The following is a 26,283-nucleotide window of genomic DNA, read 5'->3' as shown; positions in this document are numbered from 1 at the left end:
CCATCGGGACCCCGACGCAGAGCGCGACGACCATGGCCATGAAACTGAGTTCGAGCGTGGCAGGCAGGCGGTCGAGGATCATGCCGCCGACCGGCTCCATGGTGCGGTAGCTGATGCCGAACTTGCCCTGCACGGCATTGCCGACGAAGCGGGCGAAGCGGATCGGTGTGGGGTCGTCGAGGCCGAGGCTCTTGCGCAGCTCGACGCGCTGCTCGGCAGGCAGGTCCTGGCCGGCAATAATGGCGACCGGATCGCCGACGAAATTGAACATCGCAAAGGCGATGAAGGCCACCGCAAGCATGACGAGCGCGGCCTGCACTAAACGGCGGATGATAAACGCGATCATAGGGGCAATCTGGAAACGGAGGGCGGCCCGGATTGTGCGTCCGGACCGCCCGTCACCGGTGTCTGACTTACTTCATCTTCACGAAGCGCAGCGGGAAGTAGTTATCCGAGAGCTGGACAAGATCGACATTGTCCTTGGCTGCCCAGACCACGACCTGCTGATGCAGCGGGATGTAGGCGAAGTCGTCGAGATAGACCTTGGTGGCTTCCTTGATCATCGCGTCGCGCTTCGGCTTGTCGGTTTCCTGCTCGATCTTGTCGGCGAGCGCATCGAACGTCTTGTTCGAATAGCCGCCGGCATTGAACAGGCCCTTGCCCGAAGCCTTCGACGGGGTCTGGATCAGCGACTCGAAGACGTTATGCACGTCGTACGTGGCGCCCGGCGACCAGCCCAGCATGTAGAAGGAAATCTGCGGCGACTTCTCGATGTCGGAGGCCGTGCGCAGGATCTGGGCGAAGTACTTGGAGCGCGTCTGCGCGACCAGGTTGATCTTCACGCCGACCTTGGCCAGCATCGCCACGGCAGCCTGGCAGATCGCTTCGTCGTTGACGTAGCGGTCGTTCGGGCAGTCCATGCGGGTCTCGAAGCCGTTCGGATAGCCGGCTTCGGCCAGCAGCTTCTTCGACATATCCGGATCGTACTTCGGACGCACGTCCATCGCCTGATCGTAACCGTTCAGGCCGGTGCCGATCATCAGCGCGCTGGGGCGCGACTGGTTGCGCATGACGGTGCGCTTGATCGCCTCGACGTCGATGGCGCGATAGAAGGCTTCGCGAACCTTCTTGTCCTTGAACGGGTTCTTGCCCTTGACGCTGGTCTCCGGCAGCTCGTCGAGCTGCTGGTTGAAGCCCAGGAACACGATACGGGTTTCCGGCACCTCGAGCACCTTGCGACCCGCGGTCTTGCGGATACGATCCGCGTCCTGCGGCGGCACGGTGTAGACCATGTCGACCTCGCCCGACAGCAGGGCGGCGATGCGGGTGGCATCGTTGGCGACGCGCTGGAAGATCACCTCGGTGAGGTTATGCTCCGGCTTGTCCCACCAGGTCGGATTCGGCTCCAGGATGGTGCGCACGTCCGGCTCGCGCAGCTTGAGCTTGAACGGGCCGGTGCCGTTGGAATTGCGGGTGGCGAAGTTCTCTTCGTTCTTCGTCATATCCGCGGTGAACTGGGCGTTGTTCTTCTCGGCCCAGACCTTCGACATGATGCCGATCTGCGACAGCTTGTCGTTCAGCAGCGGGTCGGGATACTTGGTCTCGACCTCGACGACGAAGTCGCTGACCTTGCGCACTTCCTTCACCGACACGAAGTTGCCGGCGACGTTCGAACCCTTGCCGGCCGCGCGGCCGTAGGAGAACACCACGTCATCGGCCGTGAAGGCCTCGCCGCCCTGGAACTTCACGCCCTGGCGCAGCGTCCAGCGCCACACGGTCGGCGCCGGCATTTCCACCTTGGTGGCGAGCGCCGGCTCGAGCTTCAGGTTCTTGTCGCGCCGGAACAGCCCCTCATACATGTTGAGGTTAAAGCTGAGCAGGAAGGTTTCGTTACGGGCGTACGGATCCATCGAATTGACGTCGCCGTCGTTCGCCCATTTGAAAGTCTTGGCCGTGCTCGGCTGCGCGCCGAGCAAAGCGACCGTGGCAACCGCTGCGACCAGCGTCGCCTTGAAGAACTTGCTTCTTTGCATCGTCCCCTATTCCTTCTCCCAACAGTGATATCGGCCCGTATTTTCAGGCCGTAAGCTGACAAGTCCGCCCCCGCGGTCCTTGCAGCGCTGGCGGATCATAGGCATGAGGACGTATATACGTCTACACCTGACTGTAAAAACATCATGGCCAAAAAACCGCCCTGCTGCCTGCCGTTAAGGCAATGGATGCGGCGGTCAGACAACACGGTTAATCGGACCAATTCCGCGCGGATTGGTTCGCATTTTTAGCGGCCGCCGTCTTGGCAACTCTTGCGGCAGCAACGATTGCACCGCCCCCAATTACTGCAGACGGCTTATTGCAGACGGCGGGCCAGGGAAACGACATCCCTGCCCTTCACGATACGGCGCGACGGCATCACCAGGGTACAGCCCTCGGGCGGTGCGCGCAGCTCCTCGTCGCCATCGGTGGCGATCAGGGCGCCGCCGGGCAGTTCCTCGAAGCCGATGAAATTGGCGGCGAAGCGGAAATGATCGGTCTTCGCCACCTTCACATCCATCACCTCGTAGCGTTTCGGCGTGCCGGCATCGGCTTTGTATTGCGCCGCAAGATCGGCGGGAATCAGACCATAGAAATCGAGGAAACGCATGGTGACGGCAATGGCGATCTCACCGCTGCTGCGCGCAAAATGCTGGCCGCATTCCACCACCATGGCGAGCGGGCTGGCATCGGCCTTGCCGAAGGCGCCGTACTGGATCAGCGGCCGGCCGGGATGTTTCACGCCCGGCAGGATCACATGATGCAACGGCGAATGCAGGTGGCGCGCCAGGGGCAACAGCTTGGCATGCGGCTCGTAGATCAGCATCGACGGCACGGCATAAGAGGTCGAATGCAGATCGAGCAGACCATCGGCCTCGGCATAGATATGCCGCAGCGCGCGGGCGCGTTTCACATCCACCGTGGCATCGGGGCCTTCCAGCGTGTCGACATCCCAGACACGGTTGAAGTCGCGCTCGACATAGCGCGACTCAAACGGCTTGGCCGGATCGAAGTTGTGATAGGCATCGACATTGGCGAAAGCCACCGTCAGCTTGCCGCGCAGCGGCCGGATGCCCTGCTCCAGCAGATACGTCGCCGCGACCATGCCGCAGAATTCGTTGCCATGGGTCAGGCTGTTGACGATCACATGCGGGCCGGGCCGGCCGGACTCGAAGCTGTGCACGTAGTCGACGCCGCGGTTGCCGGTGCGATATTTCGAAAGGTCTTTCGGCGTGACCTCGATCGGCGGCAGGTCCAGATGCTGATCCGTCATAACAGGTTTCTACCTCAGTAAAATGCTGCCGAAGCCGTAGACGCCGAAGCCGAGCATCAACAGCCCGGATGCGCCATTGATCCATTTCATGCCGCCATTGCCAAGCCGTTGGCGGAAGGCGCCGGCCAGGCCGGCCAGCGAAAGCCACCAGATCGACGAGCCGGTGAAAACGCCGAGCACCAGCCAGGCCGCCATTTCATTGGACAGCCCGAACGAGCCGATGCCGAAAAAGGCGAAGATTCCGAGAAATGCCACGATGGTGATCGGATTGGTGGCGGTCAGGATGAAGGTGGAAACGAAGCAGGCGATCGGCCTTTCGTTATAGCTGCCCGTCGCGGCGACGGCCGGGGCTGGATGCAGGGCCGCGCGCAGCATGCGCCAGGCCATGAACAGCAGGAACAGGCCGCCGACGCTGCGAAACAGTATTTCATGCGCCTGCAGCCAGCCGGAAATCAGGCTGAGGCCGAAGGCAGCAATGCAGCCATAGGCGGCGTCGGCGATCGCCGCGCCCAGACCGGACATCAGCCCGGCGACGCGGCCCTGGTGCAGGGTCCGCTGCACGCACAGCACCCCCACCGGCCCCACCGGCGCGGCGATGATGAATCCCGCCACAAGGCCCTTGCCCAGCATCAGCAGGATGTCCCACACCGCATTGACTCCGAAAGCCTGACTGATCAAAGGCCTGCCTGTCGGGGCGGGCCTGCAAAAACCATCCGCCTGTAGCATGCCGCCAGCGGCGGCGCAAACTGCGACGGCGATATACTGGACCTATTGTTTTTAGCGTAACTGGCGCTTTTTCTGGGTCCTGAATCTGGATATCCGCTTGGGTGACAAGGAGTTGCCCATGAATGCCCCGATGACCCCGGCCCCTGCCAAACCCGCCAGCGCCCGCACCCGCGTGAAGCGCATGCCCAAGCGCGGGCATTATGATACCGCCACCCTGCATGGGGTGCTGGACGCCGGCTATGTCTGCCATATCGCCTTCACCGACAGGGACAGGCCCATCGTGATTCCCACCGCCTACTGGCGCGAAGGCGATCATCTTTATATCCATGGATCGACCAAAAGCCGCATGGCGATGACCCTGGCCACCGGCATACCGGCCTGCGTCGCCATCACCCTGCTGGACGGGCTGGTCTTCGCCCGCACCTCGTTCAATCATTCGATGAATTACCGGTCCGTGGTCGCCTTCGGCCAGTTCGAGGCGGTGCCCGACGATCACAAACTGGCGGCGCTGGAAGCCTTCACCCAGCGGATCGCGCCGGGCCGCTGGGCCGAAATCCGCGGCCCCAACAAGCAGGAATTCAAGGCCACCATGGTGTTGCGTATGCCGCTGACCGAGGCGGCCGTGAAAATCCGCAGCGGCCCGCCGAAAGACGATCCGGAAGACATGGAGATTCCGGTCTGGACCGGGGTGATGCCCTTCACGCAGGGTTTCGATGCGCCGGTGCCCGATCCGCAGATGAAAGCCGGCATTGCACTGCCCGGTTACCTCAGGGCTTTCACCAAGAGCTGAACCGCCGCCTCCAGCTCGGCTTCCGGAAATGCCGCGAAGCCGAGCACCAGGCCGCTGACCGGCCGGGCGATGGCGTAACGCGACAGCGGCGTCACGCTCAGGCCCGCAGCCTGCGCCGCCGCCGCCGCCGCGCGATCGTCGCGGCCATCCCGGAACGTCACGGCCAGATGCAGGCCGGCCTCGGAGGCGCCGACCTCGACCAGGTCGGCGGCATGCTTCGCCAGTGCCGCCAGCAGGGCGGCGCGGCGCCGGCGATACAGCACGCGCATGCGCCGCACATGCTGCGCCAGATGCCCCTCGGCAATGAAGGCGGCCAGCGTGGCCTGCGCGGCCGGCGGGGCGAAACCATCGGCGGTGGCCTTCAGCCGCAGGAAGCCTTCGACCAGCGGCCCCGGCAGCACGACATAGCCGAGCCGCAGACCGGGGAACAGCACCTTGCTGAAGGTGCCGACATAGAGCACGCGCGCGCCGCCATCGAGACCCTGCAGGGCCTGCAGCGGCGGGCCGCTGTAACGGAATTCGCAGTCGTAATCGTCCTCGACGATCCACAGGCTGCGCGCCCGCGCTTCGGCCAGCAGCGCCAGCCGGCGCGCCAGCGGCAGGGTCATGCCCAGCGGGAACTGGTGCGAGGGCGTCAGCATCACCAGCTTGGGGGCCGGGTCCAGCCGGGCCAGCGCCGCCGGATCGAACCCCTGCCCATCGACCGCCACCGGATGCAGCCGGGCGCCGATCCCGGCCAGCGCCTCGCGCAGGCCGACATAGCCGGGATCCTCCACCGCCACCGCATCGCCCGGATCGAGCAGCAGCCGGCCGGTCAGGTCGAGCGCCTGCTGGGCACCGGAGACGATCACGATGGTCTCGGGCGAGCAGACCACGCCACGCGTCTCGGCCAGGTAGCCGGCCAGCACCTGCCGCAATTCCGGCAGGCCCTGGGCTGGGCCGGCGGCGAGCAGCTGCCGCCCCGCGCGACGCAGCGTCTGGGCGCCCAGGCGCCGCCACAGATCGAGCGGAAATTCATCCAGTGCCAGCGGTCCGGTGGCGAAGGGGCGGCTGGCACCCTGCTCGCCTTCCGCGTGCAGCGGCGCAAACCGGCCGGAGCGGCGTGACAGCACCGGGGCGCCCGGGGCAATATTGGCCGCCACGCCTTCCGGCGGAATGTCGGCGGCGACGAACAGCCCGGCGCCGCGCCGGCTTTCCAGGTAGCCCTCGGCGACCAGACGCTCCATCGCGACGATCACCGTATTGCGGCCCAGCCCCAGATCCGCCGCCAGCGCCCGGCTGGAGGGCAGCCGTTCACCGCCGGCCAGCTCACCGCCCAGCACGGCCCGCCGGATGGCGGTGTAAAGCTGTTCCTGCAGACCCGGACCGCCCCGCGTGCCGTCCTTGCTGCGGGCCGGCCGGAACCAGCCAATGAAGTGCCCTGCCGCCCGCCGCGCCATCAGATCTTATGTTTCAGGTTATAAAATATTATTAAAATAATGTAATTACTGTATTTTATTGTATGTATATTTTGAATTTTTCGAATTAGCTCAAACATCGGAACGGACATCAGGGGTGAAAAGCCGGCACGCCGAACAGGATCGCATGTCCCCACAGGAACGCTCCGTAAATGACTGCTGCAGCTATGATATTCAGAATTCCAATATCCTTCCACTGCAGTCGGACCCGCCCCTGCGCCACCGCAACCAGCGGGATAATTGAGGTTTTTTCTGTAAAGCGCTGCCAGCGTTCGCCAAATTGCGCTGCGCGCTTGCTGTCAATCGACAGCATGCCATTGAGCGCGGTCAGCAGGATCGCGCCGGCCAGCAGCCAGTGCGCCAGATCGCCATTAGCGATCATGTGCGACCCGGCCCACAGGCTGAAGGCCCAGAGCATGGGGTGCCGGGTGATCTTGGTGAAACCGCGGACGGGGAGTTCTTTGTCCTTGGCCTGCGCCAGCATGTCCGGGCCGGCCGAGGTGGGATTGGATGGCCGCAGGCTGCCGACCAGCAGCAGGCAGGCCACCGGCATGACCATCAGCGGCACCATGGCCAGGGCCGAAGTGGCCGGCCAGACTTCCACATATGGCGCCTTGCTGTAGGTCCAGATCAGCAGGCCGAGGAAGACCGCGCTCATGATCGAAAACAACCCCCGGTAGGCAGGTAATCCGAGCCGGGCGACCAGCAAAGGCCGCAGCCTGCCGGCCACCAGGCCATGCAGCAGGACCCAGGCCAGGGCCGCGATGGCCAGCGGCGCCAGCGCGGCCAGCGTTGTGTCGGAAGCAGGCATTATTCGTCCTCCCTTTCGCGCCGGATTGCGGTCGCCAGACCCTGGGCCATGACTGCGGCGCGGTTCAAGTCTGCCGGCAGCAAACGACTTTCGATGTAGCGGCGGTTACCGCCGGCCTCGGTCATGCCGAATTCCTCGGCCAGCCGCAGATAGGCCCAGGCCAGCAGTGGATCGGCCTGGCGCCCTTCCCCGCGATAGGTCAGGTCGCCCAGCACAAACAGAGCCTCGGGATTGCCCTGCAGGGCCGACCGTTCGAGCCAGCGCCGGCCGGCCGCCGGATCGGCGGGCCCGCCCTCGCCGGCATCCAGCATACGGGCGAACTGGAACTGGGCATCGGCATTGCCGCCCTCGGCCCCGACGCCATACCAGCGCCGGGCGGCCGGCACATCGGCCGCCACGCCCTCGCCGGCTTCCAGATAGGCGGCATATTTGAAGGCGGCCGCGGCATGGCCGTTCTCGGCGGCACGGCGGAACCAGCCGATGGCTGCCGGCAGATCCTGTTTCGTGCCCTGCCAGCCCTGCTCCTGCCAGAGCGCCCAGCGGAATTGCGACGGCGCATAGCCCTGCTCGGCCTGTGCGGCAAGCAGCTGGCGCGCCCGCGCCGGATCGGCCGGCCGGCCCCGGCCGGTAGCCAGATAGGTGGCAAAATTGTTCACCGCCCCGCCATGGCCCTGCAGGGCAGCCTTTTCCCACCAGTCCATGCCTGCTTTAGGGTCGGCCGGCACGCCATCGCCATTGAACAGTATGCCGGCCAGCAGGTTCTGCGCATCGGCCGAACCGCCCGCGGCGGCGGCGCGCAGGTATGGCAGGGCACCGGGACGGTCGCGTGGCCCGCCTTCGCCGCGGAACAGCATCCTGCCCGCCATGTCGGCGGCGGCGACATGGCCCAGACCGGCCGCCTTGATGGCCGCCTGCCGTGCCTGCGCCGGATCGGACAGGCCATAGAGGTCGGTGCTGTGCAGCAGGGCGAGATTGTACCAGCCATTCGCTTCACCCAGTTCACCGGCACGGGCGAACAGCGCGGCGGCGCGTTTCGGATCGCGCGCCGTGCCGAAGCCGGCCATGTAATAGCGGCCCAGCTCGTTGACGCCGGCCGGCAGCTCGGCCGCCGCCGCGCGCTGCGCCAGCGCGAAACCATGCGCCGCCTCGGCCTCGTTCTGGGCTTCCAGCACCAGATAGGCCAGGTAGATGTCGGCGAAGGGACTGCCGCCCTCGGCCGCCTGTTCCAGCAGCGCCCTGCCGCGCACCGGGTCGGCCGGCACCAGTTCGCCCTCGATCAGGAACCGCCCCAGCCGGTAGCGTGCATTCACTGCGCCGGCCGCCGCCGCACGCTCCAGCAGGGCCATTGCCTGCGCCGCCTCGCCTGGACGATCGGCCAGGATCAGCTCGGCCAGGTTGGCCCAGGCGGTGGCCTCGCCGCGCTCGCCGGCGCGGCGCAGCGACTGCTCGGCCCCCGCCGGATCGGCCGCACCGCCGGCGCCCACCGCCTGCATGTAGCCCAGGCTGGCCAGCGCGCGGGTATGATCCTGCGCCGCCGCCCTGGCGAACCATTGCCGCGCGGCCGCATCGTTGCGCGCGGTGCCGATGGAGAACTGATAGGCAAGGCCGACCTGATACTGCGCCTCGGCCTCGCCGGCTTCGGCCCGCCGCAGCAGTGCCGGCAGGCTGTCGACCGGCGCAACGCCCGGCGCCGCCGGGGCGGAGAAGCGGTCGCTCGGCCGGGCATTGCCCTCGGCATGCACCAGCAGCACCAGGACAGAAACCGACACCGCCAGCAGGCTGGCGCGGCACCAAAACCTCAAACGCATGCTCAATGCCTGATATCGAAAAGGCCGCGGCCCAGAGGGGTCAGCTTGCAGACGAGCCAGTCGGGCTTGATCGGGTTTTCGAACCAGGGTTCGGCCCAGCCCGCCTTGATGCAGGATTCAATGGTATGGGGGCTGATCTGCTGGCCATGCTCGTCGAAGAGCGGCAGTTTGCCGCCGGGCTGACGCAGGCCACGACGCAGATAGCGCAACTGCGCATCCGACGGCTTGCCCTGGTTCATGCGGACGAACCGGCTCGTGTCGCCCATCGCCCCCTCCTGCTCTCGATGGCCAGCATAGGTGAAGCCGCCCCCCGGCAGCAATACCAGCCATGCCTGCAACTCATGGGGGGACATTTGCGAACGGCTTGCAGATGGCTTAAGCAGGGCACGTGACCGATACTGCCGCACCTCACGCCCCGATTGCTTCGCTGTTGCGCCTGCGCAACCGCCAGGGCCTGGTGTGGCTGGCCTTCGCGGCGTTGATCGCACTGGTCATTGCGGCGCCGATTTTCGCCATCCTGATCAATCTGGGCCGGCCGGCGCCGGAGGTCTGGCAGCATCTGGTCTCCACCGTGCTGCCCGAGATGCTTCGCAATACCGTGCTGCTGATGCTCGGCACCGGGCTGGGTGCCATGGTGATCGGCACCGGCTGCGCCTGGCTGGTGACGATGACGGAATTTCCCGGCCGCCGCCTGCTGTCCTGGGGCCTGTTCCTGCCGCTGGCGATGCCGGCCTATGTCAGCGCTTTCGTCTACAGCGACCTGCTGCAGTTCGCCGGCCCGGTGCAGACCGGCCTGCGCAACCTGTTCGGCTGGCAGCGCGGCGATTACTGGTTCCCGGATTTCCTCTCGGTGCACGGCGCCATCGCGCTGTTCGTCTTCTGCTTCTACCCTTACGTCTTCATGCTGGCGCGCGCCGCCTTCCTCGACCAGTCGGTCTGCGTGCTGGAAGTCGGCCGCACGCTCGGTCTCGGCCCGTGGACGCGCTTCCGCCGCATCGCCCTGCCGCTGGCGCGGCCGATGATCGCCGGCGGCGTGGCGCTGGTGCTGATGGAAACGCTGGCCGATTTCGGCGCCGTCAGCTGGCTCGGCGTGCCCACCTTCACCACCGCGATCTACCGCACCTGGTTCGGCATGGGCGATGTCACCGCCGCCGCCCAGCTCGCCGCCATCCTGCTGATCTTCGTACTCGCCGCCGTGATGCTGGAACGCGCCAGCCGGCAGGCCAAGCGCTTTCACCACACCTCGGCGCGCACCCGGCCGCTGCCGCTGCGCCCGCTGCCGCCGCTGCAGGCGGCGCTCGCCATCCTGGCCTGCCTGCTGCCGATCCTGCTCGGCTTCCTGCTGCCCGGCGGCTGGCTGCTGCATCTGGCGCTCACCGAGGGCGACGGCTTCAGCTTCGGCCGCCTGGCCGGCTTCACCGCCAACAGCTTCATCCTCGCCGGCCTGTCCGCCGTGATCCTGATCGTGGTGGCGCTCGGCCTGGCCTACATGCACCGCATCGCGCAGAGCCGCATCGCCAGCTGGCTGATCCGCCTCGCCACCATGGGTTACGCCGTGCCGGGCTCGGTGATCGCCATCGGCGTGCTGCTGCCGCTGGCCGCTTTCGACCATGTCATCAACCGCTGGAGCAGCCATCTGTTCGGCGCCTCGCCCGGCCTGCTGCTGAGCGGCACCGTGGCGGCCCTGTTCTACGCCTATCTGGTGCGCTTCCTGGCCGTGGCCTTCAACGCGGTGGACGGCGGGTTGCATCGCATACGGCCCAGCCTCGATCAGGCCGCCCGGGTACTGGGCGAAACCCCGCTGGGCGTGATCCGGCGGGTGCATGCGCCGCTGCTGCGCGGCAGCCTGCTGACCGCGGCAATGCTCGTTTTCGTCGATGTTCTGAAGGAACTGCCCGCCACCATGATCGTGCGCCCCTTCGACTTCGACACCCTGGCGGTTCGGGTCTATCAGCTGGCCAGCGACGAGCGGCTCGGCGAAGCCTCCACCGGCTCCCTGATCATTGTGGCGGTAAGCCTCATTCCCGTAATCTGGCTGCACAAGGTGGTGGCACGGTCGCGCCCGGGTGATTCGTCCGGCGCCGGCGCCGCCGATACGATATAAGCCGCAGCACAGTACAAGGCAGAATATGGCGAATTCAGTGAGCGACATGCTTATGCAGCAGGCCGGGATCGTTACCGATCCAGTGGCGACCGCTGTTACGCTGGCCAACCAGGGCCAGCTCGATAACGCCCAGCAGATGCTGCAGGACGTGCTGAAGAAGACCCCCAATCATCCCGAAGCCTGGTTCCGCCTTGGCCAGATTCACGCTTCCCGCAACGAATTCAAGCCGGCGGTGCAGGCCTTCAAGCGCGTGATCGGCCTGGCGCCGCAATCGCCCGAGGGCCATGTGCATCTGGGCAATACCTATTTGCGCAACGGCCGGCTCAGCCAGGCGATACAGGCCTATCGCGACGGCCTGAAATTCCATCCGGGCTATGCGCTGCTGCATTTCAATCTCGGCGTCGCCGTCAAGCAGTCGGGCGACGTTGCCGCCGCCATCGCCAGCTATCACACCGCGATCGGCCTCGATCCGAATTACGCGCCGGCGCATTTCAGCCTCGGCAATGCCTGTCGCGAGAGCGGCCAGTTACAGGAGGCGGAAGACTGCTATCGCCGCGCCATCGCGCTGCAGCCCGATTATGTCGGCGCCCGCGTCAACCTCGCCGGCCTGCTGGCGACGCGCGAGAATTATCCCGGCGCGCTGGAGGAAGCCTTCGCGGCCCTGAAACTGCAGCCCGACCAGCCCGACGCGCTGCGGGCCATTTCGCTGTCGCTGCACAAACTCGGCCGCTATGCCGAAGGCGCCGAGATCGCGGCGCGGGCGCTGGCCGTCTCGCCCGGGGATACGATGCTGCAGTATCACATGGGCGAAATGCTCTACGGCCTGGTGCGTACCGGCGACGTGGCCAGGGCGCATGACTATGCCGCGCGCTGGAAAGCGGCTTTCCCCGATGACTCGGTGGCGCAGCATATGGCGGCCGCCGTACTCGGCGGCCAGGTGCCCGAACGCGCCGGCGATTCTTACGTGCGCGAAACCTTCGACCGCTTCGCCAACGATTTCGAAAAGGTGCTCGGCGGTCTCGGTTACAAGGTGCCGGAACTGCTCTGCAGCGCCATCCAGGGCCAGCTGGGCGGCCGCACCGGCCTTGCCGTGCTTGATGCCGGCTGCGGCACCGGTCTCTGCGCGCCCTTCCTGCGGCCGCTGGCGAAAAAACTGGTCGGCGTGGATCTGAGCGGCGGCATGCTGGCCAAGGCAGAGGAACGCAAGACGTATGACGCGCTGCACGAGGCCGAGCTGGGTGCCTTCCTCGCCGCGACGCCGGATCGCTATGACGTCACGGTTGCCGCCGATGTGTTCTGCTATTTCGGCGCCCTGACACCAAGCTTCACGGCGCTGGCCGCCAGAACCGCGCCGCAGGGCGTGTTCGGCTTCACCGTCGAGGCGATGCCGGCCGATGCCCCACCTTCTGATGCCACGGCCGCCGATGGCTATCGCCTCGGCCCGACCGGACGCTACCAGCATGACGCCAGCTATGTGAAAGCCGCGCTGGAACAGGCCGGCTTCAGCCTGCTGAGTTTCGAGGACACGCACGGACGCGAGGAAATGGGCCAGCCGGTGCCATGCTTCATGGTCATCGCCCGATGTGCCTGATCCGGCGCGCCTGATCCGGGGCGGCCGATGCGGAGGCCAGTACGCGGGTCGGTGTTGCTGCTTGCCGCTGTCGGCGCCTTGGCGCTCATCCTGGCGCTGGCCGGCAGCCTTGTGATCACCGCCCTGACCCCGGAATGGAGCGGAAAGCCGACCATGACCGCCAGCCAGCAGACGCCGATCCACTATCGCTACATTCCCAATTACATTCCGGAATCGCCCTACAAGCGCGATATGAACGGCCGCTTCCGCGACGAACTGCTGGACCTGCGCAAACAGGTGATGGAGCTGCATCGCGGCGGCCAGGAACCACTCTGCTCGACCCAGATCATGGGCGAAGCGCGCGACATGATGAACTACACCAACAATGCCGAGGGCGTGCGCGCCCGGCTCGATGATCTGCGCGCCAGCCTGGCGCGGCCGAATCAGGATCACGCCTATGACCAGTCGCCCGCGGATGGCAGTTGGGGCGGCTGCTACAAGGCGTGGTATCTGCGCCTGGATGCCAGCGTCGATCCGCTGAAGGAACTGGTCGAGGCCGGCAAGGTGCCGGACTATCCGCTGCAGTTCTTCGAGCCGGTCAACACGCCGGAAAAGATGCGTGCCTATCTACAAAGCCTGCTGGTTTCCGATGTGAAAGCCACCGGCATCGACAACCGCAAGGAACTCAATTACGCGATCACCAGCCTGGCGCAGCTGCTGTTCAAGCCGAAAGTCGCCGCGCTGCTGCCCACCGGTACGCCGGTGGCGGAACTGGCCGCCACGCTGCAGGACTTTCTCGACAATACGGCACAGAATCCGGAAACCGGTTTCTGGGGCGCCTGGTACATGGTCGATGGCGAGCTGAAAAAAACCAACGACCTCAGCATCACCTTCCATGCCATCAGTTACCGGCCCGATGATCCACCGCATATGCGCGAACTGGCCGACACGCTGTTTGCCATCCGCACCAGCCGCTATCCCTATGGCTGGCGCGACGAGGGCAAGCAGAACAACCATCACGCCTATGATGTCGCCCGGCTGCTGCGCCGCGCCTGGCCGTACATGACCGCCGAGCAGAAATCGCGCACCACAGCCGAACTCACCATCATGGTGGCGCGCTCGCTCAGCGTTTCGATCCGCCCCGACGGCAGCTTCGACGACGAACCCTATACCAGCCCGGCCGAGGCATATTATTTCGGCGTATCTTTCCTAGACGAGGTCGGCTTCTTTCGCGCCAGTCGCCGTTTCTGGACCCCGCTCGAGGTCAGCGATACACAGTCGCTGCGCGGCATATTGCGCCAGCATCTGCAGCAGATGGATCAGCGCAATGCGCTGGTCACCGCTGCCCTGCGCAAGCTCGACGCCAGCGACTGAACCGCCGCGTCAGTTGCGCGGCGCCATGTCCTTGACCCGCACCGACAGCGTGTTAAGCCGCCCGTTCAGGTCCGAGAGGTCGCCGGCAAGGATTTCCGTATCGGTGGCCAACGCGGCGACCATGTTGACGGTGGTGGCTGTGACCCGGTCGAGCCCGACCCGCAGGTCCTGCACCTCGCCCTGCTGGCCGCGTGCCGCGTGCAGCCCGCCGACATAGCCGCCGATCAGGCCGCCGCCGAAGGAGAATGACAGCAGCGCGGCGAGCGTGATCAGGGTTCGGGTCATGTCTTTTCCCTCAACGTCGTTTATTTGCCTCAGCTAAACATCATCACTCTCGGCTTCATATTTCGCCGAGACCATAAGAATCTTTGCCATATCTTTAGAAAAGCCCGGATCTTGAGTTGCTTCAACGAAGCGAGAAACTTCAGATGCAACCAGATCATGGCCGCCGAGCAATTTTAGTCTATGCATCATGCCATTCACTTTTTCAGCAGTTGGATCGCTGAAACTCGCATGATCCGCCAATATCTTCAGCATGTCGTAAAGCAAACTACCTGCGAGGCTGGTGCCGATAACAAACGGCAATTCCCGTATCCAAGCTGGAAATCGATCAGGGGGTGAGGGGATTACATGAATCTCACAAAGCAATGCACCTGAAATCGGGTGTTTATTACACCCTTTCCATCTGCATGTTTTTATCTGTTTCTGTTTTGCCATGTTTTGCGCCCTCATCTGCAGATGAGTCTCAACAATATTATAAGAGCGCTATTTCGAATCTGACTATTTGATTATACCGAAAAAAAGGGCGGGGTGTCCCCCGCCCTTCGTTATTCCATCCGCAGGACCTTACTTCCAGCCGGCCCGGTCCATCAGCTTGAGCGCGTCTTCGTTGTTGCGGCCGAAGACGGCGGCATTGATCTGGTCTTCCTTGAACTCGGCCCAGGACGCGATCACCGGATGCAGCGGCACATTGGCGATCACCGGGAATTCGTAATTGCCCTTGGCGAAGTAATTCTGCGCTTCGGCCGAGGCGAGGTATTCCAGGAAACGGATTGCATTGGCCTTGTTCGGCGCGTATTTGGCAACGCCGGCGCCGCTGACATTCACATGCGTGCCGCGATCGCCCTGGTTGGGGAAGATCACCGCCAGCCTGGCCACCACGGCCTTGTCTTCCGGCTTGGCTGAATTGAGCAGGCGGGCGAAGTAATAGGTGTTCGACAGCGCCACATCGCCCTCGCCGGCCGCCACCGCCTTGATCTGGTCGGTATCGCCGCCCTTGGGCGCGCGGGCGAAATTCGCCACCACATGTTTGGCCCAGATCTCGGTCGCCGGTGCGCCCAGCGTGGCGATCATCGAGCCGACCAGCGACTGGTTATACACGTTGGTGGACGAGCGGATGAGCAGGCGGCCCTTCCATTTCGGATCGGCCAGATCCTCGTAGCGGGTCAGTTCGCCGGACTTCACCTTGTCCTTGTTCACCACGAAAATGCGCGCGCGCTTGGAGAAGCCGAACCAGTGGCCCTCGGCCTCGCGCAGATGCGCCGGGATCGCCTTTTCCAGCATCGCCGACCGGGTCGGCTGCAGCAGGCCGTTCTGCTGGGCGCGCCACAGGCGGCCGGCATCCACGGTGATCAGCACATCGGCCGGGCTCTTGTCGCCTTCGGCGCGCATGCGCTGCAGCAGCTGGTCCTCGCCCGCTTCGATGCGGTTGATCTTGATGCCGGTCTGCCTGGTGAAGTTCTCGTACAGCGCCTCGTCGGTATCGTAGTGGCGCGAGGAATACAGGTTGACCACCTTGTCCTGGGCCATCGCCAGCTGCGGCAGGGCGATGAACGCGCCGGCAGCGAAGCCGAGCAGCAGGCCGCGGCGGGAAAACAAGGCAGACTGGAATGATGCGAGGCGCATGACGCTCTCCTGAGACGTGATTTTTGTTTATGCGAATGACTTGCATGGTCAAACTAGCACCCGCCGCCGCAAGCTGCAACTGAGAGTAAAACTCACATAAACACGATCACGCCAGGACACGGGGCGATAAATTTTTCCCGGTTTACCGTACTAGATTTGCAGGCGGCCGACGAAACCGGCGAGCGCTTTCAGGGTCCGGGCCGCCTGGTCGCGCTGGGGCGAATGGCCGCAGTCCGGCAGCAGCAGGGTGTCCACCCCGCCCTTCGCACGTCCGGCGATGCTATCGACCTGCGCGGCCGTGCCGTATTCGTCATCTTCGCCCTGGATCACCAGCACCGGCACCATGATGCGGTCGACATGGCCCTCGATATTCCACTGCATGAAAGCCGGATCGAGCCAGGCGTCGCACCAGCCGCGGAAGGCGCCGTCGACATTGTCGCCGTGGTATTTCGCCAGCCGGGCGCGCAGGTCGCCTTCGGCATAGGCCTTGCCGGCGGCGCGGATCGAAAGAACCGAAATCTCCTCGCAGAATGTGTGCGGCGCCAGCACCGCGACCCCGAGCAATCCGTCCCGTTGCGCAGAGCCTGCATAGATCAGCGAGATCGAAGCCCCGTCGGAATGACCGATCAGGATATGCGACCGGATGCCGAGCGCGGCGAGCAGAGCGGGCAGCACCGCCTCGCCTTCTTCATGCATGTAGGTCAGCGGTCGCGGCAGCGCGCAAGGGCTGGAGCCGCCGTAGCCGATGCGGCTGTAGACCAGCGCCGGCAGGCCGGTGGCCCGCGCCACCTGATCCGGGAAATCGCGCCACAGCGCGACGCAGCCGAGGCCTTCATGCAGGAAGACCAGCACCGGCAAAGCCGCGTCATGCAAGGCAGATCCGCGATGCCCGACCCAGCGGTATTCAATGCGGCCGGCAGGGATGTCGATATGCTGCAACGCGCCCGTCATGCCCGCAGAATCATGCCTTGTCGCGCAGCTTGAACCGCTGGATCTTGCCCGTCGCGGTCTTCGGCAGTTCCTCGACGATCTCGATCCAGCGCGGATATTTATAGGGCGCCAGGCGCTCCTTCACATACGCCTTCAACTCGCCTTCCAGCGCCGCATCGGCGCCGATGCCGGGCTTCAGCACCACATAGGCCTTGGGCTTGATCAGGTCGTCGGTATCGGCATGGGCCACCACCGCGACCTCCAGCACCTTGGGATGCCCCTGCAGCGCGGACTCGACCTCGAAGGGCGAGACCCAGATGCCGCTCACTTTCAGCATGTCGTCGCTGCGGCCGGCATAGATGTAATAGCCGTCGTTGGTGCGCAGGTATTTGTCGCCGGTGCGCGCCCACGGCCCGTGGAACGTGGCGAGGCTCTTGCTGCGGTTATTCCAGTAAGCCACCGCGCAGGAGGGCCCGCTGACCAGCAGTTCGCCGATGGCGCCCTGCTCCGCATCCTTGCCATGTTCGTCCACGATGCGCAGGTCGTAACCCGGCACGGCCACGCCCGTGGTGCCGTAGCGCACGTCGCCCGGCCGGTTCGACAGGAAGATATGCAGCATCTCGGTCGAGCCGATGCCATCGAGAATCTCGACGCCGAAGGTCTTTTCCCAGCGCTTGCCGATATCCTCGGGCAGCGCCTCGCCGGCCGAGACGCAGCGGCGCAGCTTCGCCGAGCCGCTGTCCCTGGTGATGCCCGTATCTGCCAGAATCCCGGCATACAGCGTCGGCACGCCGTAGAAGATGCTGCACTGGTGTTCCTTCAGCCGCTTCATCACAGCATTCGGCGTCGGCCGCTCGGCCATCAGCACCGCGGTGGCGCCGACATGCAGCGGGAAGGTCATGGCATTGCCCATGCCATAGGCGAAGAACAGCTTGGCCGCCGAGAAGACCACATCGTCTTCCCGGATGCCGAGCACCTCCTGCCCGTACAGCACGGCGGTATGCACCAGGTCGCCATGCAGGTGCATGGTGCCCTTGGGCGAGCCGGTGGAGCCCGAGGAATAGAGCCAGAAGCCAATATCGTCCGGCGTGGTGGCGGCCGGCTCCAGCTGGTCGGACTGTTCGTCGAGCAGTGTCGACAGCGGCGTCACCGTCGGCGGCACCTGGCCCGAGATCAGCACATTCTTCAGATGGGGCTGGCCCGACACGATCGGACGGAATTTCTCCATCAGCGCATCCGACACCGCCAGCAGCACGGCGCGGCTGTCGCGCAGCATGAAGTCGTAGTCCGGCGTGGTGAGCAGCGTGTTCACCGGCACCGGCACGGCGCCGATCTTCATAGCGCCGAAGAACAGCGCCGGAAAATCGATGCCGTCGAGCAGCGCCAGCAGCACGCGCTGTTCCGGCTGCACGCCCTGGGCCTTCAGCAGGTTGCCGGCGCGATTCACCCGCGCGGCGAGGTCGGCATAGGTGTAACGACCCTTGTCGTCGATGAAGGCGGTCTTGGTACCGCGGCCCTCGGCGATATGGCGGTCGACGAAATGGGTCGCGGCATTATACCGCCGCGGCAGCTCGAGAAAGCGCGGCATGAATCCTCCCGGGATTTTTATGTTTATCGCCGCCCGCCGGAAACGCGGACGGTTTACGCAGCCTTGGCCAGCGGGGCCACCTGTTCGGCCCACTCCACCGCCCAGGCCACGCCGTCGTCTTCCGGCAGCGTGCCGCCCGAGGCATTATGCTGCATGCGCTCGCCGACCATATTGGCCTTCAGGCTGCGCAGCGCATCCTCGAACTGCTTGCCGCCGTGGTTGAACGTATCCTGGTACGTCGTGTCGCCGAGGCCGATGATGCCGACATACTTGCCGCTCAGATCGGGCCGCACTGCCAGCAGGTCGGTATGGAAATCGCGCGCATTGTCCGGCACATCGCCCTGACCGTAAGTCGAGGTCACGATGAGGAAGGCGCCCGGGCGCTGAAACACGTCGGCCTTCAGATTGTCCATCAGCAGGATGTCGACGGCATGGCCCTTGGCTTCCAGGGCCTTCTTGACGTCGCCCGCCACGAGTTCGGCGGTCCCCGTCATGGTGCCGACCAGAATGGATACCTGCATGAAAAGCTCCTCAACGCTTTAACCGTAGTGGGTCCGAACTATAACGCATCGTTTGCTGGCGCTCCAGAGGAAATTGCACTATAATGCATTCCATGAGCGAAACACGGGACAAAACCGCCCCCGAAGATACCGTCTTTTTGCAGACGGTGGGAGAGCGCGTTCGCAATGCCCGTGCCCGCCGCGGCATGAGCCGCAAGATTCTGGCAAAGGATTCCGGCGTTTCCGAACGCTATCTGGCCCAGCTGGAAGGCGGCGCCGGCAATATCTCGATCCTGCTGCTGCGCCAGATCGCCCGCGCCATGGATCTGCCGATCACCGATTTCCTCGGCGACCGCGCGCCGCTCGGCGTCGATCAGGCGCTGCTGCTGCGTCAGGTCGAGGACCTGTCGCCCGAACAGCTGCAGGAATTGCAGGCTTTCGTGCGCGACCGCTTCGGCATTGCCCCCGGCGTGAAGCGCCATATCGCGCTGATCGGCCTGCGCGGCGCCGGCAAGACCACGCTGGGCATGCAGCTCGCCGGCGCTTTTGGCTTACAATTCGTCGAAATGGCCAAGGAAATCGAGATCGAAGCCGGTCTCAGCCTGAACGAGATTTTCGATCTTTACGGCCAGGCCGCCTATCGCCGCTTCGAGCGCCGCGCGCTGGAACGCGTGACCGCCGATCCGGCACCGAAGGTGATCGCCACCGGCGGCAGCCTGCCGTCCGAACCGACGACCTATGCGCACCTGCTGACGCATTGCTTCACCATCTGGCTCAAGGCCTCGCCGGAAGAGCATATGGGCCGCGTCGTCGCCCAGGGCGACATGCGGCCGATCACCGGCCAGTCCGAAGCCATGGCCGACCTGAAACGCATCCTGGCCCAGCGTGAAGCCCTCTATGCCCGCGCCGACATGAGCTTCGATACCGCCGGCAAGGCGGTCTCCCAGGCCGCGGCCGACCTGGCCGCCGCCCTGCGCGCCCATCCGGCCTGGCTCGCCCGGGAAGCGGCGGAGTAGCCGGGCCGCAAAATCCTGCAAGATAATTCTTGCGTCGACCCGATACTGCACTATAATGCACATTGCAGTCAGGGAGGATTACAATGGCCGAACACCAGACCAATGGCGCCAGCCACCCGGTCGATTTCCGCACCGAGCCCAGCCAGTACAAGCACTGGAAACTGAGCTTCGACGGCGCCGTCGCCACGCTGGCGATGGATGTGAAGGAAGACGGCGGCCTCCGCCCCGGCTACGAGCTGAAGCTGAATTCCTACGATCTCGGCGTCGATATCGAACTGCATGACGCGATCCAGCGCCTGCGTTTCGAGCACCCGGAAATCCGCTCGGTCGTCCTCACCTCGGGCAAGGAGCGCATCTTCTGCGCCGGTGCCAACATCCGCATGCTCAACCAGTCGGCGCATGGCTGGAAGGTGAATTTCTGCAAATTCACCAACGAGACCCGCAACGGCATCGAAGATGCCACCAACGAGTCGAAGCAGACCTATATCGCCGCGGTGAACGGCCCCTGCGCCGGCGGCGGCTATGAACTGGCGCTCGCCGCCGACTACATCCTCATGGCCGATGACGGCAACACCTCGGTGTCGCTGCCGGAAGTCCCGCTGCTGGCCGTGCTGCCCGGCACCGGCGGCCTCACCCGCCTGGTCGACAAGCGCATGGTGCGCCGCGACCGCGCCGATTTCTTCTGCACCATCGAGGAAGGCATCAAGGGCAAGCGCGCCGTCGACTGGCGCCTGGTCGATGAAGTCGTGCCGCGCACCAGGCTGAACGAGGTCGTGCGCGAGCGCGCGCAGGAAATGGCGGCGAAGTCCGACCGTCCGGCCGATGCCAAGGGTATCGCGCTGTCGAAGCTGGAGCGCAGGATCGAGGGCGACCGCGTGGCCTACAGTCATGTCGAGGCCAGGATCGACCGCGCCAAGGGCATCGCCGAGATCACCGTGCATGGCCCGAAGGTCGCGCCGCCGGCCACGGCCGAGGCGATCCAGGCCCAGGGCGACCAGTTCTGGTCGCTGGCCTTCGCCCGCGAGCTGGACGACCTGATCCTGCATCTGCGCACCAATGAAGAGACCGTCGGCATGTGGGTATTCCGCAGCGAGGGCAATGCCGATCTGGTCGCCGCCTACGATGCCGCGCTGGAACAGCACAAGGCGCACTGGCTGGTGCGCGAAATCCGCCTGTTCCTCAAGCGGGTGTTCAAGCGCGTGGATGTTTCCTCGCGCTCGATCTTCGCCCTGATCGAACCGGGCTCCTGCTTCACCGGCACGCTGCTCGAACTCGTGGTGGCATCCGACCGCTCCTACATGCTGGACGGCCGGATGGACGGCGACAACCGGCCACCCGCCACCATCCGCATGACGCCGATGAATTTCGGCGCCTATCCGATGGGCAACGGGCTGAGCCGCATTGCCAGCCGCAATCTCGACAATCCGTCGCAGGTCGAGGTGATCAAACAGCAGATCGGCAACGACCTCGATGCCGCCGCGGCCGACGAGGCCGGCCTCGTTACCTTCACGCCCGACGACATCGACTGGGAAGACGAAGTGCGCATCGCCATTGAGGAACGCGCCGCCTTCTCGCCCGATGCCCTCACCGGCATGGAAGCCTCGCTCCGCTTCGGCGGTCCGGAGACCATGGAGACGAAAATCTTCGGCCGTCTGACCGCGTGGCAGAACTGGATCTTCCAGCGCCCCAACGCCGTCGGCGACCAGGGTGCGCTCAAGCTCTATGGCACCGGTCAGCGCGCCGCCTACGACCGCAAACGCGTCTAACGAAATTCAGGGAGAAACGTCCATGGCCATCGACTACAGTTCCCTCATTCCCAACAACGTCAACCTGAGCGACAACCGCCGCCTGCAGCGTGCGCTGGAAGACTGGCAGCCGAAGTTCCTCGACTGGTGGAGCGACATGGGCCCGGCCGGTTTCCAGGCCCGTGAAGCCTATCTGCGCACCGCGATCAGCGTCGACAGCCAGGGCTGGGCGCAGTTCGGCTACGTGAAGATGCCCGACTACCGCTGGGGCATCTTCCTCGCCGAGCCGGAAGCCGACCGCAAGGTGAATTTCGGCGACCACAAGGGCGAAGCGGCCTGGCAGGAAGTGCCCGGCGAATACCGCGGCGTGCTGCGCCGCCTGATCGTCACCCAGGGCGATACCGAGCCGGCCTCGGTGGAGCAGCAGCGCCTGCTCGGCCAGACCTGCCCCTCGCTCTACGACCTGCGCAACCTGTTCCAGGTCAACGTCGAGGAAGGCCGCCATCTCTGGGCCATGGTCTACCTGCTCGATGCCTATTTCGGCCGCGACGGCCGCGAGGAAGCCGAAGCCCTGCTGCAGCGCCGCTCGGGCGACGACGACAAGCCGCGCATCCTCGGCGCCTTCAACGAGAAGACGCCGGACTGGCTCAGCTTCTACATGTTCACCTTCTTCACCGACCGCGACGGCAAGTTCCAGCTGGCATCTCTTGCCGAAAGCGGCTTCGATCCGCTGTCACGCACCTGCCGCTTCATGCTGACCGAGGAAGCGCATCACATGTTCGTCGGCGAGACCGGCGTGGGCCGCGTGATCCAGCGCACCTGCGAGATCATGCGCGACTTCAAGACCGATGACGTGCGCAAGCATGGCGCCATCGACCTGCCGACCCTGCAGAAATACCTCAACTTCCACTTCTCGGTGTCGGTCGATCTGTTCGGTTCGGAAATCTCGACCAATGCCGCCAACTACTACACCATGGGCATCAAGGGCCGTTTCGACGAGACCCGCATCGGCGACGACCACAAGCTGACCGACGCCGCCTACAAGGTGCTGGAAATCGACGGCGACGGTTTCCGCGAGAAGGAAGAGGCCGCGCTGACCGCGCTCAACGAGCGCCTGCGCGACGACTATGTGGCCGACTGCGCGCGCGGCGTGATGCGCTGGAACCAGATCATCAAGCGCCATGGCATCGACTTCGAGCTGAAGCTGCCGCACCGCGCCTTCCATCGCCAGATCGGCCAGTTCTCCGAGCTGCGCGTCGACCCCAATGGCCGCATCATCGGCCAGGCCGAGTGGGACGCGAAGCATCATGAGTGGCTGCCGACCGACGAGGACCGGCTCTATGTCATCAGCCTGATGAAGCCGGTGACCGAACCGGGCAAGTTCGCCAGCTGGGTCGCGCCGCCCGCGCGCGGCATCAACAACCAGCCGGTCGATTTCGAATACGTCCGGGCATAAAAACACAGACCGTCGCTCCGGAATCTCAGCCACACTGCAGATCGTCACCCTCGGGCTGCCCCGAGGGTGACATTTTATGAAGTGCCCCGGAAACCGGGTTCCCTCCCCAGACAAATCGGGCGTCCGGACCATCCGGACGCCCGTTCTTTTTGCGGCGCTTCATTTTTGCGGGGGTCCTCCGTATGATCCGGCCCCATGACCGATTCATCTCCATACACGCCTGACCGCCCCTTCGCCGCCGCCCGCATCGTGCAATGGGGCGAATGCGATCCCGCCGGCATGGTCTACACCACCCAGTTCCTCGACTATGTGATGGAGACGCTGGAGGCCTTCTGGCGCGACGTCATCGGCTACAGCTTCCTGCGCCTGCACAAGGAGCTCGGCTTCGGTTCGCCCACGGTGAGCACGAAATTGGATTTCCAGCGCGCCCTCAAAGGCGGCGATCCCTTCACCGTGGAACTGCGGGTCGAGAAGCTGAGCCGGTCCACCATCACCTACGATTTCAAGGGACGCAATGCCGCCGGCGAGGTCTGCTTCACCGGCACGCATGTCTCCTGCATCGTCGACGAGAAGATTCTGAAATCGGTGGAGATTCCGGACACTATCCGCGGTCCCATCGAGGCCTACCGCCGCGCCACCACGCCGCAAGCCTGAAATAAGAACGAGCGCATCATGACCGAGAGCCACGGCTACACCAAATTCTTCCCGGTCTCCTGGGAAGAGCTGCATCGCCATTGCAAGGCGCTGGCCTGGCGCCTGCTCGACAATGGCACCATATACAAGGGCGTGGTGGCGATCACCCGCGGCGGCCTGGTGCCGGCCGCCATCGTCGCCCGCGAACTCAATGTGCGCGTGATCGAGACGATCTCCTGCTCGACCTACAACGAGCTGGAGCGCGGCACCAAGGTGAACATCCTGAAAGAGGCCACCGCCGCCCTGCCGGACGAAGGCGAAGGCTGGCTGATCATCGACGACCTGGTGGATACCGGCATCACCGCCAAGGCGGTGCGCCAGCTGCTGCCCCGGGCGCATTTCGCCACCATCTATGCCAAGCCTTCGGGCCGGCCGATGGTCGACAGCTACATCACCGAAGTGAGCCAGGACACCTGGATCCTGTTCCCCTGGGACATGGAAGCGGTGATGTCGAAACCCATCGTGGAACTGCGCGGCGGGCGGTAGGCCCGCCTCGCCTTACGCCGGCTCCTTCTTCGCCGCCGTCATCGCCCACTGCACGGTATCGCGCAGCACCTTGCCCAGCGCGTCGTCGAAGGCTTCCACCACCGACAGGATGCTGCCGTTCTTTGCCACGGCGCGGCGCTCGAAGGTGGCCGAGGCGACGATCTGCTGGCGCGGCTGGGCGATCAGCTTGGCCTGCAGCACGATGATGACTTCCGGCGCCGCCTGCGCGTCCTTCAGCACCGCCTGGAATTCGCGCAGGTCGCTTTTGAGGTTGAAATCCGAGCGCAGGCCGACCGACTGGCGCCCGACCGCAACGATCTTGCCGGTATTCTCGAAGCTTTCCACCAGCAGGGTCTGCACCATGCGCGGCGCCCGCTCGGCCCAGCGCGCCTCGGCGTAGTACTTCACCTCATACGGGTTGGTGTAGATGGCGATCTTGTGGCTGTCGAGGCCGCCGGCCGCATAGGGTTCCTCCACCACCAGCTGCCAGTCCACCCTGGGCAGGCTGTCCGGGAAGGTGGTCTTGGGCGACAGGTTGTAGATGTTGGACGGCGGCGTCTGCGGGATCAGCCCGCCACAGGCCGAGAGACTGGCCGATAGCGGCAAAACGGCGGCAGCAAGCAGCAGGCTGCGTCTGGTGGTATCGCTCATCGCCGCGGTCCTCCCCCTTCGTTGCGGTATTCGGCGTCGCGGTTGCCGAACAGCACGGCACTCGGATTGTCCTCCAGCCGTTGCGCCACGCGCGCCAGGCTGCCCACCAGGATGCGCGTCTCCGCCATCAGGCGGCGGAACTCGCCGAAGCCATCGGTCGTCATGGCATTCAGCGGTGCGCGGTTTTCTTCCATCAGAACAGTGGCCATGGTCAGCACCTCATTGAGCTGCGCCATCGCCTTGCGCGCATCCTGCGCGGCAGCGGTCGCATCGCCCTCCAGCAGCCGGTTGGTGTTTTTCAGTGTCATCTCGGCCTCGCCCATCACGCGGTCGAGCTTGGCGGCGATCTGTTCGGCCGCCGCCGCCGCCTTGGCGATATCGGTGCTGGTTTTGCTGAAACTGTCGACCGCGCCGGCAATCGCATCCTGGCGCGTCACCAGGGTCTGCGACAGGGTGCGCAGGTCGGCGATGAAGCCGCCGAGATTCTGCAGGTTCTCGTCGCTCAGCACCTGGGCAGCACGGGTGACCAGATCGGGCGCCGCCTCGAACAGCGCCTCGATGGCCGAGGCCTTCGAACCGATCGTCGGATATTTCGAAATGTCGCGTCCGGCCACCACCGGCAGCAGCGGCGCTTCACGACTGCCCGGTGAAATCTGCACGAAGGAAACGCCGGTGATGCCCTGCAGCTGCAGCGTGGCTTCCGAGTCGCTTTTGATCGGCGTGGCGGCATCCACCTCGGCCACGACGCGGACCCGGCTGGTATCTTCCTGATCGATCAGGATCTGCGATACCGAACCGACCTTGATGCCGTTGAAACGCACATCGCCGCCGACGCCAAGTCCGGCCACCGAGCCATGGAAGAAGATGTTGTAGCGCGCGACCTCGCGGTCCACCTCGGATTTGGCCAGCCACAGCACGAAGGCGACGATGGCGACCAGAAAGGCCAGCATGAAGCTGCCGATCAGCAGATGATGCGCCCGGGTTTCCATGTCACTTCCTCTCGTCCAGAGCCGCCGTGATGGCGGCGGCGCGGGCCCGTGGCCCGTGGAAATATTCGACCACCCATGGATGCTCGGCTTTCAGCATGACATCCATCGGTCCGGTCAGCAGGACCTTCTTTTCCGCCAGCACTGCGATACGGTCGCAGATGGCGTACAGCGAGTCGAGATCGTGCGTCACCATGAACACGGTCAGGCCCAGCGCCTGCTGCAGGTCGCGCACCAGCTGGTCGAAAGCCGCCGCGCCGATGGGATCGAGGCCGGCGGTGGGTTCGTCGAAAAACACCACCTCGGGATCGAGCGCCAGAGCCCGGGCAAGGCCGGCGCGCTTGCGCATGCCGCCAGACAGCTGCGAGGGCAGCTTGTTGATC

General features: G+C 64.9%; 26 protein-coding genes. 9 read left to right on the top strand and 17 right to left on the bottom strand.

What is annotated here, in order from left to right; translation table 11 throughout:
• The 4 genes from OJJ21_RS06575 to OJJ21_RS06560 all read right to left on the bottom strand — a co-directional run.
• On the bottom strand, nucleotides 1-346 hold a 346-nt coding region (locus OJJ21_RS06575; protein WP_297684366.1), incomplete at its 3' end, for an ABC transporter permease.
• A 67-nt stretch (nucleotides 347-413) separates the two neighbouring features.
• Entirely contained in the window at nucleotides 414-2,033 is a 1,620-nt protein-coding gene (locus tag OJJ21_RS06570) for an ABC transporter substrate-binding protein (protein WP_297684364.1), read from the bottom strand.
• Between the two features lie 314 nt (nucleotides 2,034-2,347).
• The gene (locus OJJ21_RS06565; RefSeq protein WP_297684362.1) at nucleotides 2,348-3,304 is read right to left on the bottom strand and encodes a succinylglutamate desuccinylase/aspartoacylase family protein; all 957 of its coding nucleotides are present in this window, start codon (nucleotides 3,302-3,304) and stop codon (nucleotides 2,348-2,350) included.
• Between the two features lie 9 nt (nucleotides 3,305-3,313).
• Nucleotides 3,314-3,952 (bottom strand): LysE family translocator, encoded by a 639-nt coding sequence (locus OJJ21_RS06560; protein WP_297684360.1) that lies wholly within the window; start codon nucleotides 3,950-3,952, stop codon nucleotides 3,314-3,316.
• Between the two features lie 196 nt (nucleotides 3,953-4,148).
• On the opposite strand from OJJ21_RS06560, the gene OJJ21_RS06555 reads away from it, so the two are divergent.
• Nucleotides 4,149-4,820, top strand: a complete 672-nt coding sequence (locus tag OJJ21_RS06555; RefSeq protein ID WP_297684358.1) for a pyridoxamine 5'-phosphate oxidase family protein — start codon at nucleotides 4,149-4,151, stop codon at nucleotides 4,818-4,820.
• Here the strand turns inward: OJJ21_RS06555 and OJJ21_RS06550 are convergent.
• From OJJ21_RS06550 to OJJ21_RS06535, 4 genes are all read right to left on the bottom strand, one after another.
• On the bottom strand, nucleotides 4,793-6,259 hold the full coding sequence (locus OJJ21_RS06550) for a PLP-dependent aminotransferase family protein (RefSeq protein WP_297684356.1): 1,467 nt from the start codon (nucleotides 6,257-6,259) through the stop codon (nucleotides 4,793-4,795). The genes OJJ21_RS06555 and OJJ21_RS06550 overlap by 28 nt on opposite strands.
• A gap of 109 nt (nucleotides 6,260-6,368) precedes the next feature.
• Nucleotides 6,369-7,088, bottom strand: coding sequence for an NnrU family protein (locus tag OJJ21_RS06545; protein ID WP_297684354.1), 720 nt, complete (start codon nucleotides 7,086-7,088; stop codon nucleotides 6,369-6,371).
• On the bottom strand, nucleotides 7,088-8,896 hold the full coding sequence (locus OJJ21_RS06540) for a tetratricopeptide repeat protein (protein WP_297684352.1): 1,809 nt from the start codon (nucleotides 8,894-8,896) through the stop codon (nucleotides 7,088-7,090). The genes OJJ21_RS06545 and OJJ21_RS06540 overlap by 1 nt, the downstream gene beginning before the upstream one ends.
• Nucleotides 8,897-8,898: 2 nt before the next feature.
• The gene (locus OJJ21_RS06535; protein ID WP_366092522.1) at nucleotides 8,899-9,162 is read right to left on the bottom strand and encodes a hypothetical protein; all 264 of its coding nucleotides are present in this window, start codon (nucleotides 9,160-9,162) and stop codon (nucleotides 8,899-8,901) included.
• A gap of 122 nt (nucleotides 9,163-9,284) precedes the next feature.
• On the opposite strand from OJJ21_RS06535, the gene OJJ21_RS06530 reads away from it, so the two are divergent.
• From OJJ21_RS06530 to OJJ21_RS06520, 3 genes are read left to right on the top strand one after another with little or no spacing between them, the layout of a single operon-like run.
• Complete coding sequence (locus OJJ21_RS06530) at nucleotides 9,285-11,000, top strand: iron ABC transporter permease (protein ID WP_297684350.1); 1,716 nt, start codon at nucleotides 9,285-9,287, stop codon at nucleotides 10,998-11,000.
• 46 nt (nucleotides 11,001-11,046) lie between these two features.
• On the top strand, nucleotides 11,047-12,591 hold the full coding sequence (locus OJJ21_RS06525) for a tetratricopeptide repeat protein (protein ID WP_297684423.1): 1,545 nt from the start codon (nucleotides 11,047-11,049) through the stop codon (nucleotides 12,589-12,591).
• Between the two features lie 51 nt (nucleotides 12,592-12,642).
• Entirely contained in the window at nucleotides 12,643-13,944 is a 1,302-nt protein-coding gene (locus tag OJJ21_RS06520) for a hypothetical protein (RefSeq protein WP_297684348.1), read from the top strand.
• 9 nt (nucleotides 13,945-13,953) lie between these two features.
• On the opposite strand, the gene OJJ21_RS06515 is transcribed toward OJJ21_RS06520, so the two are convergent.
• From OJJ21_RS06515 to OJJ21_RS06490, 6 genes are all read right to left on the bottom strand, one after another.
• Nucleotides 13,954-14,229 (bottom strand): hypothetical protein, encoded by a 276-nt coding sequence (locus tag OJJ21_RS06515; protein WP_297684346.1) that lies wholly within the window; start codon nucleotides 14,227-14,229, stop codon nucleotides 13,954-13,956.
• Between the two features lie 33 nt (nucleotides 14,230-14,262).
• A complete protein-coding gene (locus OJJ21_RS06510; protein ID WP_297684344.1) occupies nucleotides 14,263-14,661 on the bottom strand; it encodes a hypothetical protein in 399 nt (132 codons plus the stop codon).
• A 129-nt stretch (nucleotides 14,662-14,790) separates the two neighbouring features.
• Complete coding sequence (locus tag OJJ21_RS06505) at nucleotides 14,791-15,849, bottom strand: Fe(3+) ABC transporter substrate-binding protein (RefSeq protein WP_297684342.1); 1,059 nt, start codon at nucleotides 15,847-15,849, stop codon at nucleotides 14,791-14,793.
• A 150-nt stretch (nucleotides 15,850-15,999) separates the two neighbouring features.
• Nucleotides 16,000-16,800: an alpha/beta hydrolase gene (locus tag OJJ21_RS06500; protein WP_297684340.1), complete on the bottom strand. Its 801-nt coding sequence runs from the start codon at nucleotides 16,798-16,800 to the stop codon at nucleotides 16,000-16,002.
• A gap of 10 nt (nucleotides 16,801-16,810) precedes the next feature.
• Nucleotides 16,811-18,367 carry a benzoate-CoA ligase family protein gene (locus tag OJJ21_RS06495; RefSeq protein WP_297684338.1) on the bottom strand — a complete coding sequence of 519 codons (1,557 nt, stop codon included), beginning with the start codon at nucleotides 18,365-18,367 and terminating at the stop codon, nucleotides 16,811-16,813.
• 53 nt (nucleotides 18,368-18,420) lie between these two features.
• Nucleotides 18,421-18,888, bottom strand: coding sequence for a flavodoxin domain-containing protein (locus OJJ21_RS06490; RefSeq protein ID WP_297684336.1), 468 nt, complete (start codon nucleotides 18,886-18,888; stop codon nucleotides 18,421-18,423).
• Nucleotides 18,889-18,980: 92 nt separating this feature from the next.
• Here OJJ21_RS06490 and OJJ21_RS06485 point away from each other — a divergent pair, with 92 nt between their 5' ends.
• The 5 genes from OJJ21_RS06485 to gpt all read left to right on the top strand — a co-directional run bounded on the left by OJJ21_RS06485 (nucleotide 18,981) and on the right by gpt (nucleotide 24,263).
• Complete coding sequence (locus tag OJJ21_RS06485; RefSeq protein WP_297684334.1) at nucleotides 18,981-19,883, top strand: helix-turn-helix transcriptional regulator; 903 nt, start codon at nucleotides 18,981-18,983, stop codon at nucleotides 19,881-19,883.
• Nucleotides 19,884-19,966: 83 nt separating this feature from the next.
• Nucleotides 19,967-21,649: a 2,3-epoxybenzoyl-CoA dihydrolase gene (gene boxC, locus OJJ21_RS06480; protein WP_297684332.1), complete on the top strand. Its 1,683-nt coding sequence runs from the start codon at nucleotides 19,967-19,969 to the stop codon at nucleotides 21,647-21,649.
• Between the two features lie 22 nt (nucleotides 21,650-21,671).
• Nucleotides 21,672-23,084, top strand: coding sequence for a benzoyl-CoA 2,3-epoxidase subunit BoxB (gene boxB, locus OJJ21_RS06475; RefSeq protein ID WP_297684330.1), 1,413 nt, complete (start codon nucleotides 21,672-21,674; stop codon nucleotides 23,082-23,084).
• 195 nt (nucleotides 23,085-23,279) lie between these two features.
• On the top strand, nucleotides 23,280-23,738 hold the full coding sequence (locus OJJ21_RS06470) for a thioesterase family protein (protein WP_297684328.1): 459 nt from the start codon (nucleotides 23,280-23,282) through the stop codon (nucleotides 23,736-23,738).
• A gap of 18 nt (nucleotides 23,739-23,756) precedes the next feature.
• Complete coding sequence (gene gpt / locus OJJ21_RS06465; RefSeq protein WP_297684326.1) at nucleotides 23,757-24,263, top strand: xanthine phosphoribosyltransferase; 507 nt, start codon at nucleotides 23,757-23,759, stop codon at nucleotides 24,261-24,263.
• 12 nt (nucleotides 24,264-24,275) lie between these two features.
• On the opposite strand, the gene OJJ21_RS06460 is transcribed toward gpt, so the two are convergent.
• The 3 genes from OJJ21_RS06460 to OJJ21_RS06450 all read right to left on the bottom strand — a co-directional run.
• On the bottom strand, nucleotides 24,276-24,914 hold the full coding sequence (locus OJJ21_RS06460; RefSeq protein WP_297684324.1) for an ABC-type transport auxiliary lipoprotein family protein: 639 nt from the start codon (nucleotides 24,912-24,914) through the stop codon (nucleotides 24,276-24,278).
• A complete protein-coding gene (locus OJJ21_RS06455) occupies nucleotides 24,911-25,903 on the bottom strand; it encodes an MlaD family protein (RefSeq protein WP_297684322.1) in 993 nt (330 codons plus the stop codon). The genes OJJ21_RS06460 and OJJ21_RS06455 overlap by 4 nt, the downstream gene beginning before the upstream one ends.
• A gap of 1 nt (nucleotide 25,904) precedes the next feature.
• On the bottom strand, nucleotides 25,905-26,283 hold a 379-nt coding region (locus tag OJJ21_RS06450), incomplete at its 5' end, for an ATP-binding cassette domain-containing protein (protein ID WP_297684320.1).

The organism is Ferrovibrio sp. (assembly GCF_025869515.1).
Lineage (GTDB): Bacteria > Pseudomonadota > Alphaproteobacteria > Ferrovibrionales > Ferrovibrionaceae > Ferrovibrio.
The sequence above is the reverse complement of the archived record's forward strand: the minus strand, read 5'-3'. Positions and strand labels throughout refer to the sequence as shown.